The sequence below is a fragment of the Streptomyces sp. NBC_01232 genome, from assembly GCF_035989885.1.
Taxonomy (GTDB): Bacteria; Actinomycetota; Actinomycetes; order Streptomycetales; family Streptomycetaceae; genus Streptomyces.
In genome coordinates this window covers 458,229-478,267 of the sequence record NZ_CP108518.1, presented here as the reverse complement: position 1 = coordinate 478,267, position 20,039 = coordinate 458,229, and the positions used below count along the sequence as shown (strand labels likewise).

At 74.7% G+C, this 20,039-nt stretch carries 7 protein-coding genes; 1 reads left to right on the top strand and 6 read right to left on the bottom strand.

What is annotated here, in order from left to right:
• Positions 1-15: 15 nt before the first annotated feature.
• From OG444_RS02355 to OG444_RS02345, 3 genes are all read right to left on the bottom strand, one after another.
• The gene (locus tag OG444_RS02355) at positions 16-14,295 is read right to left on the bottom strand and encodes a non-ribosomal peptide synthetase (RefSeq protein ID WP_327260474.1); all 14,280 of its coding nucleotides are present in this window, start codon (positions 14,293-14,295) and stop codon (positions 16-18) included.
• A gap of 104 nt (positions 14,296-14,399) precedes the next feature.
• Positions 14,400-15,725, bottom strand: a complete 1,326-nt coding sequence (gene entS / locus OG444_RS02350) for an enterobactin transporter EntS (RefSeq protein ID WP_327260473.1) — start codon at positions 15,723-15,725, stop codon at positions 14,400-14,402.
• A 38-nt stretch (positions 15,726-15,763) separates the two neighbouring features.
• Positions 15,764-16,003, bottom strand: coding sequence for a phosphopantetheine-binding protein (locus OG444_RS02345; RefSeq protein ID WP_327260472.1), 240 nt, complete (start codon positions 16,001-16,003; stop codon positions 15,764-15,766).
• Positions 16,004-16,212: 209 nt separating this feature from the next.
• On the opposite strand from OG444_RS02345, the gene OG444_RS02340 reads away from it, so the two are divergent.
• A complete protein-coding gene (locus tag OG444_RS02340) occupies positions 16,213-16,713 on the top strand; it encodes a GNAT family N-acetyltransferase (protein ID WP_327260471.1) in 501 nt (166 codons plus the stop codon).
• Between the two features lie 90 nt (positions 16,714-16,803).
• Here the strand turns inward: OG444_RS02340 and OG444_RS02335 are convergent, their stop codons facing one another.
• Genes OG444_RS02335 through OG444_RS02325 form a run of 3 tightly spaced genes read right to left on the bottom strand, consistent with a single transcriptional unit; the run spans position 16,804 to position 19,833 of the window.
• On the bottom strand, positions 16,804-17,010 hold the full coding sequence (locus OG444_RS02335; RefSeq protein ID WP_327260470.1) for an MbtH family protein: 207 nt from the start codon (positions 17,008-17,010) through the stop codon (positions 16,804-16,806).
• 48 nt (positions 17,011-17,058) lie between these two features.
• Positions 17,059-18,432, bottom strand: a complete 1,374-nt coding sequence (locus OG444_RS02330) for a condensation domain-containing protein (protein ID WP_327260469.1) — start codon at positions 18,430-18,432, stop codon at positions 17,059-17,061.
• 6 nt (positions 18,433-18,438) lie between these two features.
• Positions 18,439-19,833 carry a lysine N(6)-hydroxylase/L-ornithine N(5)-oxygenase family protein gene (locus OG444_RS02325; protein WP_327260468.1) on the bottom strand — a complete coding sequence of 465 codons (1,395 nt, stop codon included), beginning with the start codon at positions 19,831-19,833 and terminating at the stop codon, positions 18,439-18,441.
• Between the last annotated feature and the right edge of the window lie 206 nt (positions 19,834-20,039).

The following is a 20,039-nucleotide window of genomic DNA, read 5'->3' as shown; positions in this document are numbered from 1 at the left end:
CTATTCGAGCCTGCGTCACTGCTGGGCCCTCCACATTTCTTCGAGCATGGTGATCTGGTCCTGGTCGAGATCGACCAGGTCGAGGTCCGAGGGGGTGTATCCCGCGGACGTGCCGCCGTCGGTCCAGGCGGAGAGGGCGTCCACGGCGGCCGTCCAGCCGTCCGCGAGCTGTCCCACGGTGTCCTGGGAGAGCGCCTCGCCCGCCCAGATGAAGTGGGCGGTGAGTTCCGGCCCGCCGTCCCCGTCGGTGATCTCCGCGGTGATCTCCAGTACGTGGGAGAGCGGCATCGCCGGGTCGGGGCGGGCGGACAGGGCGTCCGCCTCCGGGGCCGGGCCCCAGGCGGAATCGGCCCGGCCGGTCTGCCGGCCCAGGTAGTTCCACAGGATCTCGGCCCGGGCCGCCGGGTCGAACAGCCGCGCCGTGGAGGGGTTGTTGTAGCGGAGCAGGCCGGCGCCCAGCCCGCCGTCGGGCACCGCCCGCAGCAGCTCCTTGACCTCCTTGAGCAGTGCTCCGGCGTCCGCGCGCCCGGCGGTCACCGCCGCCGTGTCGTAGGCGCCCACCGGCAGCCGCAGCGGGTGGATGCTGGTCAGCCAGCCCACCGTGCGGGTGAGGTCGGCGCCCGGCAGCAGTTCCTGCTCCCGGCCGTGACCCTCCAGGTCCACCGTGAACCCGTCCGGCCGGGTCCGGCCCGAGCGGGTCGCCCAGTCGCCGACCGTCAGGACCAGCGCGCTCAGCAGGGCGTCCCCGACGGTGCCGTGGAAGGCGGCCGGAACGGCCTGGAGCAGCGGGGCCGTGCGCTCGGCGGAGATCCGTACGGACAGCCGGCGAGCTGTGGCCGCCGTGTCCGTGGACGGGTCCAGCGGACGTCCGGCGAGCAGCGGCCCGCCGGGGGCGGCGGCCAGCCAGCGGTCCAGCTCGGCGGTGCGGCGCGGGCTCTGCGCCTCGGCCAGCAGGTGCGTGGTCCAGGCCCGCAGCGGGGTGCCGACCGGCTCCAGGTCCGGCGTCCGGCCCGCGGCGGCGGCCTCGTGGGCCGCCTCCAGGTCGGGCAGCAGGATCTGCCAGGACACCTCGTCCACCGCGAGGTGGTGGACGACGAGCAGCAGTCGGCCGGGCTCGGCCGGACCCCGGTCGAGGTGCACGGCGCGCACGAGGGTCCCCGCTTCGGGGTCCAGCAGGCGCCAGATCCGCTCGGACTCGGCGGCGACCAGTTCGCGCAGGGCCGTGTCGGACAGGCGGACCGCGTCCACGCCCTCCAGGACGGTGGAGGCGTCCACCGCGCCCGTCGGCCGGATTTCCGCGCTCCACACCCCGGGGCGGGGCACGGTCAGCTGCTGGCGCAGCGCGTCGTGGTGGTCCAGTACGGCTTGCAGCGCGGCCGTGAGGTGCGGGCGCCGGGCCCCGACGGGCAGCCGGACCAGCCGGGCCTGCGCGAACGAGGCGAACGGGCTGCCCCGTTCGGCCAGCCAGGACGCCACCGGAGGCAGCGGCAGCGGGCCGGGACCCGCGTCGGCGGTCGTTGCGGCGGGAGCGGCGGAGTCCTCGGGCACGGTGGCGACCGAGGCCAGCGCGGCCGGGGTCGGGTGCGTGAAGATCTGCCGGGCGGAGACGGTCAGCCCGGCCTTGCGGGCCAGCCCCACCAGCCGGATGGAGACGATGCTGTCGCCGCCGAGCTCGAAGAAGTTGGCGTCGGGGCCGACTCCGGGCAGGCCCAGCACCTCACCCATCAGGGCGCACAGGATCTGCTCCGGGGTCCCGGCGGGCACCTGCGCCGCCGGGGCGGCGGAGGCCGCCGGTCCGGCGATCACCGGTGCGGGCAGTGCCCGCCGGTCCAGCTTGCCGTTCGCGGACAACGGCAGCCGCTCCAGCTCCGTGAACACGGCCGGGACCATGTACTCGGGCAGGCGGGCGGCGGCCAGGGTGCGCAGGGCGGCGGGGTCGATGCTGGCGCCGGGCGCGGGGACGGCGTAGGCCACCAGGCGGCGCACGCCGGGCTGGTCCTCGCGGACGATCACCGCGGCCCGGTCCACCTCGGGCGAGCCCGTCAGGACGGCTTCGATCTCCCCGAGTTCGATGCGGAATCCGCGCAGCTTGACCTGGTCGTCGGTGCGGCCCAGGTACTCCAGGCGCCCGTCGGCGAGGCGCCGTACGAGGTCGCCGGTGCGGTACATGCGGGCGCCGGGCGCGCCGTACGGGTCGGCGACGAAGCGTTCGCCCGTGAGTGCCGGGCGGCCGAGGTATCCGCGGGCCAGCTGGACGCCGGCCAGGTACAGCTCGCCGGGAACCCCGACGGGCACCGGCCGCAGGCGTGCGTCGAGCACGTACACGCGGGTGTTCCACACCGGCAGACCGATTGGGGCCGAGGCCCGTCCTTCGGCGGCGGTGAGCGCTGTGCAGGCGCCCGAGGTGACGTCCACGGCAGCCTCCGTGGGGCCGTAGAGGTTCTCCAGTGCCACCGGGGCGCCCGCCGCCGAGGCATGGAAGCGGGTGACGAGCTCGGTGGGCAGGGCCTCGCCGCTGCACACCACCAGCCGCAGGCTCGGGCAGCCGGCGATCCCGGTCTCGCCGAGGAAGGCGGCGAGCATGGAGGGGACGAAGTGCAGGACGGACACGCGCTCCTCGCGGATCAGGTCGGCGAGGTACAGCGGGTCCTTGTGCCCGTCCGGACGGGCGATGACCAGTGGGACGCCCTCGGCGAGCGGCCAGAAGAACTCCCACACGGACACGTCGAAGCTCGCCGGGGTCTTCTGCAGCACCCGGTCTCCGGGACGGAGGCCGTAGGCGCCCTGCATCCACTGCAGCCGGTTGACGATCGCCTCGTGCTCGACGAGCACGCCCTTGGGCATCCCGGTGGAGCCGGAGGTGAAGATCACGTAGGCGGGGTGGCGGGGCAGCAGGGGTGCGCGCCGCTCCGCGTCGGAGAGGTCCGAGCCGTCCAGTGCGGTCAGGCGGGAGCGGACGGTGGGGGAGTCCAGCAGGACCCGCGCCCTGCCCACTTCGGGAGACAGCAAGGTTCCCGACAAGGTGTCGGTGAGTATCAGGACGGGTTCGGCGGTACGGGTCATGTACGCCAGGCGCTCGGTCGGCAGACCGAGGTCGAGCGGCAGAAAGGCACCGCCCGCCCGCACCACCGCGTGCAGCGCGACGACGAGGTCGAAGGAGCGCGGCAGGGCCACGGCCACCACCGACTCCGGGCCCACCCCGCGGTCGATCAGCAGCCGCGCCAGCCGGTTCACCCGCTCCTCGAACTCGGCGCGCGACAGCTCACGCCCCTCGAAGACCAGCGCGGGAGCGGTCTCCTCCTTCGCGCCCGCCGCCGCCAGAGCGGCCAGGGTCCGCGCGCCGCCGAGCGGGCGGACGGTGTCGTTCCAGCCGTGCAGCGCGAGCTCCCGCTCGGCCGGGTCCAGCACCTCGACCGCCGAGACCGGACGGTCCGGCGCCGCCACGACCGCCTCCATCAGCAACAGCAGCCGTCGGGCCAGCAGTTCGACGGTTCCGCGGTCGAAGAGGTCGGTCGCGAAGCGGATGCCGCCCGCTATCGCCCCGTGCTCCTGGGAGGCCCCGAAGGCGAACTCCAGGTCGAACTTGGCGCCGCCCGTCTCCACCGTGAACTCCCGCGCCGGCAGCCCGAACAGCTCCGGAACCGCACCGTCCACGGAGTGGTAGGTCACCATCGTCTGGAACAGCGGATTGCGCGACCGGGACCGCTCCGGATCCACCGCCTCGACGACCGCCTCCAGCGGCAGATCGGCGTGGGCGAAGGCCGCCAGCCCGGTGTCCCGCACCCGGGCCACCAGCTCGGCGAAGGTCGGGTCCCCGGACAGGTCGGCGCGCAGCACCAGTGTGTTCAGGAAGAAGCCGACGAGCCCGTCGAGCTCCTCGCCCTCCCGGGCCGAGACCGGACTGCCCAGCGGGATGTCCTCACCCGCGCCGAGCCCGTGCAGCAGCGCCGCGACGGCCGCGTGCGCCACCATGAACAGCGTCGCACCGCTCTCCCGGGCGATCCGCGCCAGCCCCGCCCCGGTCCGCGCCGGCACCTCGAAGGTCACCACGTCCCCCTCGTACGAGGGGACCGCCGGCCGCGGCCGGTCGGCCGGCAGCGCCAGCTCCACGGGGGCGCCGGCCAGGGCCTGCCGCCAGTACGCGGCCTGCCGCCCCGCCACCGAGTCCGGATCGTCGGCGTCGCCGAGCAACTCGCGCTGCCACAGCGCGAAGTCGGCGTACTGCACCGGCAGCGGCGCGAAGCCGGGCTCCGTGCCCGCCGCCCGCGCGGCGTACGCCCGGTCCAGGTCCGCCAGCAGGGGGCCGGCCGACCCCTCGTCCGTGGCGATGTGGTGCACCAGCACCACCAGCAGGTGGTCGTCCGGCGCGGCCCGCAGCAGCGTGACCCGCACCGGCGGCTCGGCGGCCAGGTCGAAGACGTGCCCGCCGACGCGGACCGCCGCCTCCTCCAGCAGGTCCGCCGCCACCTCGCGCACCGTCAGAGCCACACCGGCCCGCTCGGCCGGCAGGACCACCTGGTACGGCTCGCCCCCGTGCTCGCGGAACACGGTCCGCAGGCTCTCGTGCCGGCCGACCAGATCGCGCACCGCCGCCTCCAGGGCCGCGGTGTCCACCGGCCCGCTCAGCCGCACCGCGAGGGGCACGTTGTAGGTGGTGCCGGGGCCGCGGACGCTGTCCAGCAGCCACAGCCTGCGCTGCGCGAAGGACAGCGGCAGGCGCTCGGGCCGCGGCACGGCCGCCGCGGGGCGCGGACGCCCGGCGCCGGTCCGCTCCGCAAGCAGCGCGGCCAGCGCGGCGACCGTCCGCATCTCGAAGAGGTCGCGGATGGCGCAGTCCACGTCCAGCGCGGACCTGAAGCGCCCCACCGCACGGGCCGCGAGCAGCGAGTGGCCGCCGAGGGCGAAGAAGTCGTCCTCCACACCGACCGATTCCAGGCCGAGGACGTCGGCCAGGATCCCGGCGAGGATCTCCTCGCGGGCGTCGCGCGGAGCCCGGGACGACCCGGCGACCGGCGCGGCGGGCGCGGGCAGCGCCCGCCGGTCCAGCTTGCCGTTGGCGGTGGTCGGGAGCACGGCGAGCGGCACCACCACGGCCGGGACCATGTACTCGGGCAGGCGGGCGGCGGCCAGGGTGCGCAGGGCGGCCGGGTCGATGGTGACGCCGGGCGCGGGGACGGCGTAGGCCACCAGACGCTGCACGCCGGGCTGGTCCTCGCGGACGATCACCGCGGCCCGGGCGATGTCGGGGGAAGAGCCGAGCACGGCCTGGATCTCGCCGAGTTCGATGCGGAATCCGCGCAGCTTGACCTGGTCGTCGGTGCGGCCCAGGTACTCCAGCCGCGCGTCCCGGCTCCAGCGCACCAGGTCGCAGGTGCGGTACATGCGGGCGCCGGGCGTGCCGTACGGGTCGGCGACGAAGCGTTCGCCCGTGAGTGCCGGGCGGCCGAGGTAGCCGCGGGCCAGCTGGACGCCGGCCAGGTAGAGCTCGCCGGGAACCCCGACAGGGACCGGCCGCAGGCGGGCGTCGAGGACGTAGACGCGGGTGTTCCACACAGGGCTGCCGATGGACACGGACGCGGAACCCGTGCCGGTGGAAGGGCAGTCCGCGGCGGTGACGTCGACGGCCGCCTCGGTGGGGCCGTAAAGGTTCACCAGACGGGCTGCGCCGCCGGGGGCGGACGCGTGGAAGCGGCCGACGAGCTCGCCCGGCAGGGCCTCGCCGCTGCACACGATCAGGCGCAGGGACGGGCAGTCCGTGATCTCGGCGTCACCCAGGAACGCGGCGAGCATCGACGGGACGAAGTGCAGGACGGACACGCGCTGTTCGCGGATCAGGTCGGCGAGGTACAGCGGGTCCTTGTGCCCGTCGGGGCTCGCGATGACCAGTGGGACGCCCTCGGCGAGCGGCCAGAAGAACTCCCAGACGGAGACGTCGAAGCTCGCCGGGGTCTTCTGCAGCACCCGGTCGGTGGAGTCCAGGCCGTACGCGTCCTGCATCCAGCGCAGCCGGTTGACGATCGCCTCGTGCTCGACGAGCACGCCCTTGGGCATCCCGGTGGAGCCGGAGGTGAAGATGACGTAGGCGGGGTGGCGGGGCAGCAGGGGCGCGCGCCGGTCCGCGTCCGCGACCGGGCCGCCCGAAAGCGCGGCGAGCTCGGCCACCCGCTCGGGGGCGTCCAGGACCAGGATCTCGGTGTCGGGCAGGTCCGGCAGCGCCCCCAGTGAGGGCAGGTCCGTCAGCAGGCAGACCGGAGCGGCCGTTTCTGCCATGTACGCCAGGCGCTCGGTCGGCAGACCGAGGTCGAGCGGCAGATAGGCGCCGCCCGCCCGGACCACCGCGTGCAGGGCGACGACGAGGTCGAAGGAGCGCGGCAGGGCCACGGCCACCACCGACTCCGGGCCGACCCCTGAGCCGATGAGCAAGCGCGCCAGCCGGTTGACCCGCTCCTCGAACTCGGCGCGCGACAGCTCACGCCCCTCGAGGACGAGGGCCGTGGCCAGCGGATCGCGCCGGGAGCCGGCCGCCGCCAGGGAGTCCAGGGTCTGCGGCGCGACCGGCCGGACGGTGTCGTTCCATCCGTCCAGGACCCGGGCGCGCTCGGCGGGGTCCAGCAGCTCCAGCTCGGCCAGCGGGACCTCGGGGGCCGCCGCTGCAGCGCCGAGCAGCCGCAGCAGCCGGGCCAGCAGGGACCGTACGGTCTCCGCGTCGAACAGGTCGGTCGCGTACCGCACTCCGCAGGTCATCGCAGCGGGCGAGCCGTCGGTGCCCGGGGTGCGGCGGAAGAGGATCTCCAGGTCGAACTTGGCGTTGCCTGCCGAGACCGGGAACTCCTCGGCCGGCAGGGAGCCGAGGGCGCGGACCGGCTCGGCACCGCCGTCCTCGTAGGCCACCATCGTCTGGAAGAGCGGGTGCCGCGACAGCGAGCGCTCCGGATTGACCGCCTCGACGACCGCGTCGAACGGCAGGTCCGCGTGGGCGAGGGCGGCGGCCCCGAAGGAGGCCGTACGGCGCAGGAGTTCGGCGAACGACGGGTCGCCCGCCAGGTCGGCCCGGACGACCAGGGTGTTCACGAAGAACCCGACCAGCCCGTCCAGGGCCTCCTCGCCGCGCCCCGCCACCGGGCTGCCGAGCGGGATGTCCTCGCCCGCGCCGAGGCGGTGCAGCAGCGCCGCCACGGCCGCGGTCACGACCGTGTACATCGTGGTGCCGCGCTCCCCGGCCAGTGCCTCCAGCTCCGCCACCAGCTCCTGCGGCAGCGCCGCGGACACGGTCCGGCCCTCGTGCGTGGGGCGGACCGGACGCGGCCGGTCGACCGGAAGCTCCAGTTCCTGGGGGAGGCCCGCCAGGGCCTCCCGCCAGAAGCCGGCCTGCCCGTGCGCGACGGATCCGGGAGTCACGGCCTCGCCCAGCAGCTCGCGCTGCCAGAGCGCGTAGTCCGCGTACTGGACCGCGGGCGGCGCGGTGTCCAGGACCCCGCCCGCGCACCGTGCCGCGTAGGCGGCGGACAGGTCGGCCAGCAGCGGGCCGGCCGACCACTCGTCACCGGCGATGTGGTGCAGCAGCAGGAGCAGCACCTGCTCGTCGGCGGCGGTGCGCAGCACGCTCACCCGCAGCGGCGTCTCGCGCTCCAGATCGAAGGCGTGACCGGCCGCCGCGTCGATGCTCCGGACGAGATCGGCCGGCTCGACCTCGGCCACCACGAAGGGCACCGCCGCGTCGGCGGGCTCCAGCACCCGCTGGTACGGGCCCTCGGCGTCCTCTGCGAACACGGTGCGCAGCACCTCGTGCCGGGCCGATACCTCGTGCACGGCAGCCTCCAGCGCGGCCGTGTCCAGCTCACCGCGCAGCCGCAGGGCCAGCGGGATGTTGTAGGTCGCGTTCGGGCCGTCCATCCGGTGCAGGAACCACAGCCGGGCCTGGGCGTACGACAGCGGCAGCCGCTCGGGGCGCGGCCCCGCGGTCAGCTCCGGGCGGGCGGCCGCGCGGCGGCCGGCCAGCCGCTGTGCGAGCGCCGCGACCGTGCGCAGCTCGAACACGTCCCGCACCGAGCAGTCGGCGCCGAGCGCCGTCCGGATCCGGGCCACCACGCGGGTGGCCAGCAGGGAATGCCCGCCGAGGCGGAAGAAGTCCTCCTCGGCTCCGACCGAGGGGACCCCCAGGACCTGGGCGAAGGCCTCGGCGAGGCGCTCCTCGGCATCCCCGCGCGGGGCCCGCCCGGAGCTGTCGGCCGTCGCGACCGGCACCGGCAGCGCCGCCTTGTCCAGCTTTCCGTTCACGCTCGTCGGCAGCACCGGCAGCACCATCACGGCGGCCGGGACCAGGTGTTCGGGCAGTCGCCCGGCCAGCTCCGCCCGCAGCCGGACGGGATCGGCCGAGCCCGTGACGTAGCCGACGAGCCGGGGCAGGCCCGGGGTGTCCTCGCGGACCACCACGGCGGCCGAGGTCACCCCGTCCAGGGCGGAGAGTTCGGCCTCGACCTCGGCCGGCTCCACACGGAAGCCGCGGATCTTGACCTGGTCGTCGACGCGGCCGAGGAACTCCAGCAGGCCGTCGGCCCGCCACCGTACGAGGTCGCCCGTACGGTACATCCGGGCGCCCGGGGAGCCGAACGGATCTGCGACGAAACGTTCCGCCGTCAGTGCGGACCGGCCCAGGTAGCCGCGCGCTCCCTGCTCGCCCGCCAGGTACAGCTCACCCGGCACCCCCACGGGCACCGGCCGCAGCCGCCCGTCCAGCACGTGCGCCCTGCTGTTGTCCAGCGGCCGGCCCACCACCGGCGAGGCACAGTCGCCGACCCGCGCCACCAGGGCGTCCACCGTGAACTCGGTGGGCCCGTAGTAGTTGACGACCTCCACGCCCGGTACGGTGCGCAACTCCTCCCACAGCGCCGGCGGCACCGCCTCCCCGCCCAGCAGGAACAGTGGCGGCCGCCACTCGCCCGCCAGCAGCCCGGCGTCCACCAGCTGCCGGCCGTACGAGGGAGTGACGTCGAGGGCGTCGATCCCCTCGGCGCGCACGTACGCCACGACCGCGTCCGCGTCCCGGCGCCCGTACTCGTCCAGGACGTGCAGCTCGTGCCCCGCCACCAGCCACAGCAGCTGCTCCCAGGACGAGTCGAAGGAGAAGGACGCGGTGTGCAGCGCCCGCACCCGGCGCCCGAGCCGGTCGGCGACCGGCAGGTACAGCTCCCGCTCGTGGTCGCGGAAGAGCCGCGTCAGACCGGCGTGCCGCAGCACGACCCCCTTGGGGCGGCCGGTGGAACCGGAGGTGTAGATGACGTACGCGGCGTGCTCGGGGTCCACGGGCACATCGGCCGCGGGTGCGAGGGCGGCCAGCCGCTCGGCCGTCGCCGGGTCGTCCAGCACCACCAGGTCCGCACCGGGCAGCCGGTCCGCCGCCGCCCGGGTCGTCACCGTGCACACCGGCTCCGCGTCCCCGAGCATGAACGCGATCCGCTCGGCCGGGTGGTCCAGGTCCAGCGGCAGGTAGGCGCCGCCCGCCTTGAGCACCGCGAGCGTCGCCACCACGGTGTCGGCGGAACGCGGCACGGCCAGCGCCACCACGGCGTCCGGGCAGACCCCGCGCTCGGCCAGCAGGGCCGCCAGCCGGCCCGCCCGGTCCTCCAGTTCGGCGAAGGTGAGGCGCTGTTCCCCGGCGACCACGGCCACCGCGTCGGGAGCCGCGGCCGCCCGGGCCGCGAACACCTCGGTCACCGCACCCGGCTCCACCGGCCGGTCCGTGTCGTTCCAGCGGGCCAGCCGGGCCCGCTCGGCGGAGTCCCGCAGCTCCCACCAGGACACCGGGTCCGCCGGAGCCGCGACCGCCGCAGCGAGCGCGCGCAGCAGCCGCTGGACGAAGGTCTCCACGGTCGGGCGGTCGAACAGCGCGGTCGCGTAGAACACCTCCAGCTCCAGGTCGTCGCTGTGCGCCGCGTCCGAGAAGGTGATGTCGAGGTCGAACTTGGTGACACCGGGGTCCACCCGGTCCACCCGGGCCGGGTACCCGAACAGGTTCGCCACGTCCTGGGTCACCGTGCTGTGCGAGACCATCGTCTGGAAGAGCGGGTGGCGGGAGAGCGAACGCTGCGGGTTGACCTCCTCCACGACCGAGTCGAAGGGCAGGTCGGCGTGGTCGAGCGCGGCCAGATCGGCCGTGCGCACCCGGTCCAGCAGCTCCGTGAAGGACGGGTCGCCGGACAGGTCGGTACGCAGCACCACCGTGTTGACGAAGAAGCCGACGAGGTCGTCGAGCGCGCTGTCGGTCCGCCCGGCGACCGGGCTGCCCAGCACGATGTCCTCGCCCGCGCCGAGCCGGTGCAGCACCGCGGCCACCGCCGCGTGGACCACCATGAACACACTGGTACCGGTTTCACGGGCCAGCGACCGCACCGCGGACGCCAGCTCGCGCGGCACGGCCTTGAAGAGCACGGCCCCGGCCGGGTCGGCCACGGCCGGACGCGGCCGGTCGGCCGGCAGCCCGGCCTCCGGCGGCAGCTCCGCCAGGGCCTCGCGCCAGTACGCCGCCTGGGTGGCGGCGAGCGAACCGGGGGTCCGCGCCGAGCCCAGCAGCTCCCGCTGATACAGCGCGAAGTCGGCGTACTGCACGGCCGGAACCCCGAGCTGGGGGTCCTCGCCCGCACAGCGGGCCGCGTACGCCCGCTCCAGGTCGCGCAGGAACGGCCCCATCGACCATTCGTCGCTCGCGATGTGGTGCAGCAGGACCACCAGGGCCTGCTCACCGCCGGCCGCGTCACGCACCAGGGTCACCCGCAGCGGGGCCTCCCCGGACAGGTCGAAGAGATGACCCAGCGCCTCCCTGACCGCGGACTCGAACCCGTCGCCGGCCACGTCGTCGAGGTGCAGCCGGACCCCGGCCTCCGCCACGTCCAGCACCCGCTGGTACGGCTCCCCGTCCCGCTCCCCGAAGACGGTCCGCAGGGCCTCGTGGCGGCCCGCCACGTCGCGCAGGGCCGCGTCCAGGGCGTCCGCGTCGAGCGCCGTGTCGAAGCGCACCACGAACGGGATGTTGTAGGTGGCGCTCGCGCCCTCCACCTGGTGCACGAACCACAGGCGTTGCTGGGCGTACGAGAGCGGCAGCGGGTCCGGGCGCGGACCCGCGACGGGCGCCGGACGGGCGGCGGCCGTGCGCCCGGCCAGCAGCGCGGCGAGTGCGGCCACGGTGCGCGCCTCGAACACGTCCCGGATCCCGCATTCGGTGCCCAGGGCGGTCCGCACGCGGGCGACCACCCGCGCGGCCAGCAGCGAGTGCCCGCCGAGGGTGAAGAAGTCGTCGTCGGGACCCACGGATTCCAGGCCCAGCACGTCGGCGAAGACCCCGCAGAGGATCTCCTCGCGGGCCCCGCGCGGGGCCCGCGCCCCGGCTCCCGCCAGCGCCGCCAGATCGGGCGCGGGCAGGGAACGGCGGTCGATCTTTCCATTGGCCGTCAGCGGGAACGCCTCGAGGACGACGACCGCGGACGGGACCATGTACTCGGGCAGCACTTCGGCCAGCGCCCGGCGCAGGTCCGCCGCGTCGGGTCCGGGGCCCTGGCCGGCGGGGGTGACGTAGCCGACGAGGTGCGGGAATCCGGGAAGGTCCTCGCGGACCAGGGCCACGGCCCGGTCCACGCCCTCACCGGCGGTGAGCGCGCTTTCGATCTCGCCGAGTTCGATGCGGAAGCCGCGCAGCTTGACCTGATCGTCGACGCGGCCGAGGAAGCCGATCCGGCCGTCCGCGGTGCGGCGTACGAGGTCACCGGTGCGGTACATCCGGCTGCCCGCGGGCCCGTACGGATCAGCGACGAAACGTTCCGCCGTGAGTGCGGCGCGGCCGAGGTAACCGCGCGCGAGCTGGTCACCGGCGAGGTAGAGCTCCCCGGGCCGGCCGACGCCGACCGGGCGCAGGGCCCCGTCGAGGACATGGGCGCGGGTGTTCCAGAACGGCTCCCCGATGTCTGGAACGCCGGTGTGCCCGGGGCGGAGCAGGCGGGAGGTCGCCCAGACGGTGACCTCGGTCGGGCCGTACACGTTGGTGACCGACCGCGCGGTGCGCGCGAGGCGCTCCGCGAGGGCGGCGGGCACCGCCTCTCCGCCGACGAGCACACGGGTGCCGCCGAGCGAGGCCGGGCGGCCGTCCTCCAGCAGGGCGTGCCACAGCGACGGCGTGGCCTGCATGACGGAGGGCCGGTGCGCGTCGACGAGCGTGGCGAGAGCGGCCGGGTCCCGTACGGTGTCGCGGTCGGCCAGGACCACGGTGGCGCCGCTGATCAGCGGGGTGTGGATCTCCAGGGCCGCGATGTCGAAGGAGATGGTGGTGACCGCGACGAGCTGCTGACCGGGGGCCAGTTCGAGCTCGTGGGCCTGCATGCGCAGGAAGTTGGCCAGGGCCGCGTGCGGGACGACGACGCCCTTGGGCCGGCCCGTGGAGCCGGAGGTGTAGATCACGTACGCGGGGTGGCCGCAGTCCAGCGGCGCGGTGCGGTCGGCGTCCGTCGGGGCGTGGGCGGCGGTGTCGGCCAGCTCGGCGAGGGTGTCGGGGGCGTCGAGGACGACGGTCTCGACCCCGTCGACGACCGGGGCGGTCGCCGCGCAGTCCAGGGTGGTCAGGACGCAGAGCGGGCGGGCGTCCCCGACCATGAACTCCAGCCGGTCGGCGGGGTAGTCGAGGTCGAGCGGCAGATAGGCGCCGCCCGCCTTCATGACGGCGAGCAGGGCGACCACGAGGTCCGGGGTGCGGGGCAGCGCGAGGCCGACGATGGTCTCCGGGCCGGCGCCGCGGCCGATCAGGAGGCGGGCGAGCCGGTTGGCGCGCTCCTCCAGGGCCGCGTAGCCCAGCGTGTGGCCGCCCGCGATCACCGCGGGCATCTCGGGGTGCAGCCGGGCGGCGTGCTCGAAGGCGTCGACGACGGTGCCGGCCGGCACCGGGTGGCCGGTGTCGTTCAGGTCGAGGAGCAGGGCGTCCCGGGCCGTCGGCGAGAGCAGGTCGGGGCGCCCGACGGGTGCCTGCGGCCCGGCCGCGGCGGCCTCGCGGAGGAACTGCGCGAACTCGGCGCGGCGCGCGGCCAGCGACGTGGCGTCGTACGCCTGCGGGTTGGCGTCGAGCTCGAACCGGATGCGGCCCTCGGCGGCGTCGTGGTAAACGCCGAGCGTGAGGTCGTCCACCGGGCCGGCGGCGACGTTGTGCACGGAGCCTGCTGCTCCGGCGAAGTCGAGGGAGTTGTCGAAGGCCTTGATGTTGACCATGGGTCCGAGCAGGCCCTGTTCGCGGCCGGCCGGGCCGAGATCGCGGCGGATGTCCTCGGCCCGGTAGCGCTGGTGGCGGCGCAGGTCGCGGATGTCCGAGGCGACCGCGGCGACCAGCTCGGCGAGGGGGGTCTGCGGGCGCACGGCGACGCGCAGCGGCAGCACGTTGACGACCATGGACGGCACCTTGAGGGCCGCCGAGCCGAGCCGCGCCATGGCGGGCAGCGACAGCAGCACGTCCCGGCTGCCGGTGGCGCGGTGCAGGTAGGCGGCGAACGCGGCGGTCAGGACATCGGCCCAACTGGCCTTGGCGGCCCGGGCGATGGCAAGGAGGCCGGCGGTCTCCTCCCGGGCAAGGGTGGCGCCGTCGCGCAGGAACGCGTGCGCCGCGGGGAAACGGGCACCGCTCAGCGGCTCCGGCTCGGGGCGGTCCGAGAGCCGCTCCAGCCAGTAGGCGCGGTCCTCGGCGAACCGGGAGGAGGCGCGGTAGTCCTGCTCCTCGCCGAGGATCACCTCCAGCCCGCCGAACGGCCCGGGCGCGGGCTCCACGCCCCCGGCGAGGGCCGTGTAGATCTCGGCGGTGCGCCGGGAGAGGAGGGAGAACCCGAAGGCGTCCAGGACGATGTGATGGGCCCTCTGGTACCAGAGGGTGCGGTCCGGGCCGATCCTGTGCAGCGTGAACACGTACAGGGAGTCCCGGACCGGGTCCACCGGGCGCGCCATGTCGGCGCGCATCAGGGACAGCGCCGTGCCGTACGGGTCGTCCTGGCTCGTGTGGTCGAGCACGGCGACCAGCGGTCCGGCCGCGGGCCCGCTCCAGGTGACCTGGTACGGCTCCCCGTCCGGGCCCTCCGCGAAGCGCGCCGTGAGCGCCTCGCTCTCGGCGACCGTCTGCCGGAGCGCGGTCACGAACAGGCCGGCGTCCAGGGGGCCGTCGATCTCGACGTACTGGCCGACGTTGTAGACCGGGGAGTCGGGGTCGAGCCGCTGCCCGTACCAGACACCGGTCTGGGCCCCGGTGAGGGGAAGGCGCTGGGAGGGACGCTCGGTCATGGACATCGTGCTCCAGATTCGCTGCGGGTCCCCGGCCGGTGGCGGGACCGGCCGGGGGAGGTCGACGGGATGGGGGGGCTGCGGGCGGGCCCGGGAGGCCCTGTCTAGGCCGCGGGGGCGGCGGGCTTCAGACCGGCGGAGTCGGGGCCCGGCCCGTCGTCGTGCCGGTCCTCCTCGTCCCCCTCGTCGCGGGGAAGGGTGGCCCTGCGCAGGCCGGGTACGGCGATCGCCACGGCGAGGGCGGCCACGGCGCAGACAGCGCCGTTGACGACGGCCGCGCCACCGGGGCTGAACCAGCGGGCGAGGGCGGACACTTCGACGTCGCCGACGACGCCGCCGGTGGTGCCCTGCGTGGTGATGACGCTGACGATGCGGCCGCGCAGCCGGTCCGGGGTGCTGTGCTGGACGAGGGCGTACTCGAGGATCTCGTACACCGTTCCGGCGGCTCCGCCCACGGCGAGCAGCGCGAAGGCCGCCCAGATGTTGCCGCTGAGGCCGAAGCCCACGGCGGACAGGCCACCGGTGAACGCCGCGACGATCAGCAGCCGGCCGGGCCGCGCGGCCCGGGTCAGCCAGCCGCTGGTGGCGGAGACGACGACCGCGCCGATGGCGGGGGCGGTGTAGAGGAGGCCGAGCATGACCTCGCCGCCCTGGAACTGACGGTCGACCATCTCGGGGAAGAGCACGACCGGGAGGTTGAAGAGGGCCATCACGCCGCCGAGCACGAGCAGGCCGCCGACGACGCGATTGCGGACGGCGTACTTGAACGCGACGAGCAGCGATCCGCTGTCGGCGGCGGCCTCCTCGTCCTCCTCGTCGCCCTTGACCGGGGGCAGGGGGCGGATGCGGGAGATCAGGACAGTGGTGACGGCCGTGGTGACGGCGGTGAAGGCGAAGACCGGGCCGGGCCCCCACAGCGCGAGCAGGATGCCGCCGAGGAACGGCGCGCTGACCGAGCCGATCTCACCGGTCAGGGAGATCAGCGCGCCCGCGGCGGGGAGCTGGTCGGGGCGGACCAGGGTCGGCGCGACGGCCATCAGGGCCGTCACGCTGACGCCCGTGGCCAGGCCGTCCCAGGCGACGCAGACGTAGATGCCCCACAAGGTGGGGTCGGGCAGCATCGCGTTCACGGCGAGGCCGGCGAAGGCGAGGGCGGCGGCCCCACGGGCGCACACGATCAGGCGCCGGCGGTCGCTCCGGTCGGCCATGACGCCGCCCCAGAGCGACCCGAGCAGCACGGTGATGCTCATGATCATGCTGGCGACGGCGACGTTGAAGGTGGAGCGCGTCAGACCGTACACCTGGGCGGACAGGGCCACCGTCGCCATGCCGAGGCCGAACAGGGACACCACGCGGGCGATGAAGATGGCGCGGAAGTCCCTGCTGGTACGCAGGGGTTCGATGTCTATGACGAAGTCACGCAAGGGCACGGCAGGCTCCGGGGCGGGCAGGTGCGGGGGAGGGAGGATCAGGGGGTTGCGGTGAGCAGCTCGGCCCACTGGCGCAGGGTCGGCCGCTCGGCGAGGTCCACGAAGCTGATGCGGGCGCCTTCCGCCCGCCACTTCTCGACGAGCGACATCAGCCGGATGGAGTCGAGGCCCTGGTCCAGCAGGTCCTCTTCCAGGGAGACGTCGGCGGGCTCCGTGTAGAGCACGTCGGCGACGTCGCGGACCAGCCGGTCGAGCGTGAAGGGCGGGGAAGCGGACATGGAGGGGCTCTCTCCTCGGTGATCGGTGGAATGGCGGCAACATTTCAGCATTGCATTAGGTAAGGCTTACCTAACTAAATGCATAGCTGCACGTCAAGCGGGGTGTGGTGAACACGGGGCTGCCGCTTGGATGAACTGGCCTCTGCGTGTGATGTGTTGGGCCGGGAGGCGGAATTGCGGCGTAATTTAGGGAAGGCTAACCTAACTTTGTGATTACTGCCGCCACCCCCCGTCCCCCGTTGCACGGCACGGAGGGCCTCCCGCCGCTGGTGCGCCGGGCGCGCCTGCACGACGCCCCCGCCCTCCACGCCCTCTCACTGGCGTTCATCCGCTCCGGGGCTCTACGGCCCCGCAGCATCGACCACTACCTCGCGCACGCCGGGGAGTTCCTCCTCGCGACCGGGCGCGGCCGCACCGCGGTCCTGGGCTGCCTCGCCCTGAGCGACGAGGGGGACGGAGCCGCCGTGCTCTACAACTTCTGCGTAGCGAGCGGGAACCAGGGCCAGGGACTCGGGGCCGCGCTGCTGCGCGCCGCGCTGGCCGACGCCGGAAACCGCCTCGTGCGGGAGGTCTTCACCGCGACCACCGGCGGCGCCGCCTTCTTCCGGCGGCACGGCTTCGCGCCGGCGTGCCCGGGGCGGGCACCCGTCGCCTGGGCGGGGGCGCTTGACCCCGCACGCGGTTCGGAGGTGCTCTCCCGACGGCTGTGAACCGTACGGTCCGCACGTGACCGGGGGCCGGGCCGGAGGGCATCCTCCGGTCCGGCCCCGCGCGTGACCGGGGCCGGGCGGCCCCCGGCGTCAGCTCCTGGCGACCAGGCTGGCGGGCCGCATGTCGGTCCAGTTCGCCTCCGTGTACGCGGCGCAGCCCTCCCGGCTGTCCTCGCCGTGCACGACGGTCCAGCCCGCGGGAACCTCCGCGAAGGCGGGCCAGAGCGAATGCTGGTTCTCGGCGTTCACGAGGACGAAGTAGCGGGCGTCGTCGTCCTCGAACGGGTTGGTGGCCATGGTGTCTCTCCTTGGGTGATGACCGGGGTGGTCGGAACGGGGATGGGATCAGTGGTGGGCGGGGGAGTCCGGCCCGGGCGGGCCGGACCCCGGTGCCGCGGCCGGTACGGGATCGGACCCCGCGAGGCAGGCGACCGGAGCGTCGGGGGCGCCGCAGAGCGCCGCCAGGTCCTCGGTGAACAGGCTGGCGAACCGGGCCGGTTCACCCTCCTCGTAGAGCACCGGGTTGGCGTCGAAGTCAAGGCGCAGCCGCCCGTCGGCGTCCGCCCCGGCGGACACCGACAGGTCGTCGACCGGGCCCGAGGCGAGGCTCACGACCCGGCCGCGGATCCCGCCGAAGTCCAGGTCCGTCTCGAACGGCCGCAGATTGACCAGCGGCCCGGGGACGCGGCCGCCCCCGTACTCGGGCCACAGCTCGCGCGCCAGCTCCTCGCCGCGCAGCCGCTGGTGACGGCGGAGCAGGGTCAGCTCGCCGGCCGCCGCGTGCAGGAGCGACCGGAAGGTGTCCGCCCCGCGGACCGGCAGCCGCACCGGCAGCACGTTCACCGCCGTCGCGGGCACCCGTAGCGTTCCCGGGCCGGTCCGCGCCGCCGCGTACACGGCGAGGACCGCCTCGCGCGCTCCTGCCTGCGCCGTCACCCGCACCGCGGTGGTGGCGAGCACGACCTCGGCCCAGGTGACGCGGGCGGAGCGGGCGGCGGCACGTACGGCTGCGCTGTCAGTCGCGTCGAGGTGCACGGTGTGCCGCCGCGCGGTGTCCTGGGCCGGGGCGGCCCGGCCGGCGGGGGACACGGGTGCCGGGCGGTCGGCGTACCGCTCCGTCCAGTACCGCCGGTCCGCGGCCTGCGCTGCCGAGCCGGTGTACGCGCGGTCCGCGTCGGCCAGTACGGAGACCGGCTCGAAGGGGGTCGGGCCGGGCGGGCGTCCGGCCACGAGGGCCGTGTAGACGTCGGCGATCCGTCGGCTGAGCAGCGCCACTCCGTACCCGTCGATCGCCAGCAGGTGGAAGTACTGCACCAGCAGGTGGCGTTCGCGGCCGACCCTGACCAGCAGGGCGCCGGTGAGATCGGGTGCCGGGCCGGCGCCCGCCGGGGCGGTGAGCAGCTCGGCCCGTGGCGGGCAGGCGAGCTGGCCGCGCACGAGCTCGACGGCGGCGCCCACCGGGTCGGCCGCCCCGGAGGTGTCCAGGCGCGGCAGGCCGCCCCGGGTCATCAGCCGCGAGCGGAGCCAGGGGGCCTCGTCGAGGGTGCGGCGCACGGCCTCGTCGAGCGCCGCCGTGTCGAGCGGGCCGACGAGCTCGATGTACTGGCCCACGTTGTGGCCGGCGTACGAGGGATCCGCGCTCTGGGCCGCCAGGATGTGCGCCTGCGCCGCCGTGAGTCCGGTCCTCCCGGCCGCCGCCGGGGTGTCGGTGCGCGGCATGGCCGCTCAGCCCCGGTGCGCGGGGACGCCGTCGGCGACGGCCGCCCTGGTCGCCAGAGCGGCCTGCACCTCGCGTTCGGCGACGCGCAGCAGCAGGGAGTCGCAGATCTCCCCCGAGCGCACGGCCAGCGTGGACAGCAGGGAGGCGGTGATGCCGTGGGTGTGCTCGGCCGCGGCGCCCTGGACGTAGATGCCGGCCCGGACGCGGTCGGTGGTCTCCACCCGGTGGTCGCGGCCGACGCGCAGCCGTCCCTGCCCGTCCGTGAGGCACTCCCCGGCCAGGTCGCCGAGCAGCTCCGCCGGTTCGGTGGGCCGGTAGCCGGTGGCCAGGACCACCGCGTCGCAGTCGAGGGTGAGGGTCTCTCCCGTGGTGAGGGAGCGCACCACGGCCCGTGCCCCGTCGGGGAGTTCCTCCACGGCGGTGAGGGCGGTGGTGTTGAGGATGCGCAGGCGTTCGGTGCCCGCGACCTTCTCCTGGTACACGGTCCGGTACAGGTGCTCGATCAGATCGCCGTCCACCACCGCGTAGTTGGTGTTGGCGTGGTAGCCGATGAGCCGTTGCTTGACCTCCTCCGGCGCCGCGAAGAACTCGTCGACGGCGGCCGGGTCGAAGATCCGGTTGGCAAACGGGCTGTCGTCGGCGGGGCTGTACCCGTACCGGGTGAACACGGCGCACACCTCGGCGTCCGGGAACGTGCGGTGCAGGTGGTCGGCCGTCTCCGCGGCGGACTGCCCGGCGCCGACCACCACGAACCGGCGGTGCGGACGCACCGTCAGCCCCGTCGCCCGGTGGAGCAGGTCGCGGTTGTGCCAGACGTGCGGGCCGGTGCTGACTCCGGCCGGGACGCGGGGGCGCAGCCCGGTCCCGAGGACGAGGTTGCGGGTGCGGGTGGCGCGCCGCGGACCGGTCCCGGACGCGGGCCGCGTGATGACGTCCAGCCGGTCCACGGCGTCGGCCGGTCCCGCCGGGCGCACCTCGACGGCCTCGGTCGCGTAGTCGACCAGACCGCTGAAGGAGGCCGCGCACCAGCGGAAGTAGTCGTGGAATTCGAGGCGGGTGGGGAAGAAGGACTTCTGGTTGATGAAGTCGGCCAGCCGGTCCCGGTCCTGAAGGTAGTGCAGGAAGCTGAAGGGGCTCCCCGGATTGCGCATCGTCACCAGGTCCTTCAGGAAGGAGACCTGCATGGTGGCCCCTTCGAGGAGCATGCCCTGGTGCCAGCCGAAGTCGGCCTGGCGCTCGATGAACGAGGCACGGATCGCCTCGCCGGGGGCGCGCCGGCCGTTGTGCTCCCGGATCGCTATCGCCAGGGCGAGGTTGGCCGGCCCGAAGCCGATGCCCACCAGGTCCCTGGTGTCCGGGAGAGCGTCCCCGGGTGTGGAGCTCGCGTGCGGTGCGGACATGCCCATCCTTCCTCGGTCCTACCCCATTTGCTTAGGTAAGGCTGGCCTAACATCTCTGACAGGCCGGAAGCTGTCAAGTTGGACCCATGGCTGTCTCACCGAGCGTCAACCTGACCCGGTGGCACGTCAGTTGGGCACGCCGAAGGCCCCGTGGCCGGACCGGCCACGGGGTGCGGGTGGGGGAGGGGCCTGGGTGGTACGCCCTC

Excerpts from the sequence above, each read along its gene's own strand:
- OG444_RS02355 (WP_327260474.1), bottom strand. The coding sequence starts at position 14,295 with ATGACCGAGCGTCCCTCCCAGCGCCTTCCCCTCACCGGGGCCCAGACC.
- OG444_RS02345 (WP_327260472.1), bottom strand. The coding sequence starts at position 16,003 with ATGTCCGCTTCCCCGCCCTTCACGCTCGACCGGCTGGTCCGCGACGTC.
- OG444_RS02335 (WP_327260470.1), bottom strand. The coding sequence starts at position 17,010 with ATGGCCACCAACCCGTTCGAGGACGACGACGCCCGCTACTTCGTCCTC.
- OG444_RS02330 (WP_327260469.1), bottom strand. The coding sequence starts at position 18,432 with ATGCCGCGCACCGACACCCCGGCGGCGGCCGGGAGGACCGGACTCACG.
- OG444_RS02325 (WP_327260468.1), bottom strand. The coding sequence starts at position 19,833 with ATGTCCGCACCGCACGCGAGCTCCACACCCGGGGACGCTCTCCCGGAC.